The sequence below is a fragment of the Lichenihabitans sp. Uapishka_5 genome (assembly GCF_033947565.1).
Lineage (GTDB): Bacteria > Pseudomonadota > Alphaproteobacteria > Rhizobiales > Beijerinckiaceae > Lichenihabitans.
This window is the reverse complement of sequence record NZ_JARPVX010000232.1, coordinates 1-551: the sequence shown is the minus strand read 5'-3', so window position 1 is coordinate 551 and position 551 is coordinate 1. Positions and strand designations below refer to the sequence as shown.

General features: G+C 71.5%; 1 pseudogene. It reads right to left on the bottom strand.

The annotated features are described in order from the left end of the window. Positions 1-231 (bottom strand): annotated as a pseudogene (locus P7D22_RS23380) (alpha/beta hydrolase); the annotation flags it as partial. Between the last annotated feature and the right edge of the window lie 320 nt (positions 232-551).

Below are 551 nucleotides of genomic sequence, written 5' to 3'. Positions count from 1 at the left end.
CACCTCGGCGGGGTCGAACACCCCTTCGGCCAGCCGGCCGAAGAAGCGCGGCATGCCGCGTTCGGTCACCGGGCCGCGGGGCGACAGCAGCGCCGCGCCGGGCGCCACCGCGGCGCCCCAGGCGATCAGGTCGTGTTCGTCGCCGCCAGTGCCATGCAGCAGCAAAAGCGGCGGCCGTCCCTGCGCCGTGGCCGGGACGAAGTGGTGAATGAAGCCAAGATCCGGGCTCACCGGCCGAACGCCGGGCTCACCGGCCAAGGTCCGGCAGCACGGCCGCGATGCGGGCGCGCGACGGCTCGAGGTGCGCCGGCAGCTTGAGGGCTTGCCCGAGCGCCTCGGCCGGCTCGTCGGCCGCGAAACCCGGGCCGTCGGTGGCGATCTCGAAGATCACCCCGCCCGGCTCGCGCAAATAGATTGAGCGGAAGTAGTTGCGGTCCTTCTGCTCCGTCACCGCAAGGCCGTGCTGCTCCACCAGGCGGCGCGCCATCGCGGCCTGGGCTGCATCTGTCTCTTATACACATCTGACGCTGCCGACGACGGAGAGAGTGTAG